1 protein-coding gene is annotated in these 312 nt (G+C 43.9%); it reads right to left on the bottom strand.

All coding sequences use genetic code 11. From position 1 onward, the window contains the following. Nucleotides 1-124 precede the first annotated feature (124 nt). Nucleotides 125-312 (bottom strand): hypothetical protein (locus D0T85_RS22225; protein ID WP_163215685.1); only part of this gene is annotated, 188 nt, incomplete at its 5' end.

The following is a 312-nucleotide window of genomic DNA, read 5'->3' as shown; positions in this document are numbered from 1 at the left end:
GGGTTCCGCTGTGGAATATATGGACCCCCGTTTTTTTGGCGGCATTTTAAAAAAAAATTTGGGCATGCACCCTCCGGAGTATAAATCAAAGGACGCCAAGGGTAAAGCGTAAGTTCTCTGGGAGCTACACTAGCGTATGCTGGTAAGCTATATGTAATTTTCGATTTCCGTTGGCATAGAGGTAGATATCTTTGTATTTATATTCAGGGGCAGCATCAATGGTGCGTTCAGGATTACGTCCCCAGTCGGTAACCTGCGAAGTCATGTTTGCATTGAAGTTAAAGCGTTTGTAATCAATGTCGGCATAACGCA

Origin of the sequence: Bacteroides sp. 519 (genome assembly GCF_010500955.1) — a bacterium.
Classification (GTDB): domain Bacteria; phylum Bacteroidota; class Bacteroidia; order Bacteroidales; family Bacteroidaceae; genus Bacteroides.
This window is presented reverse-complemented; position numbering and strand designations above follow the sequence as displayed.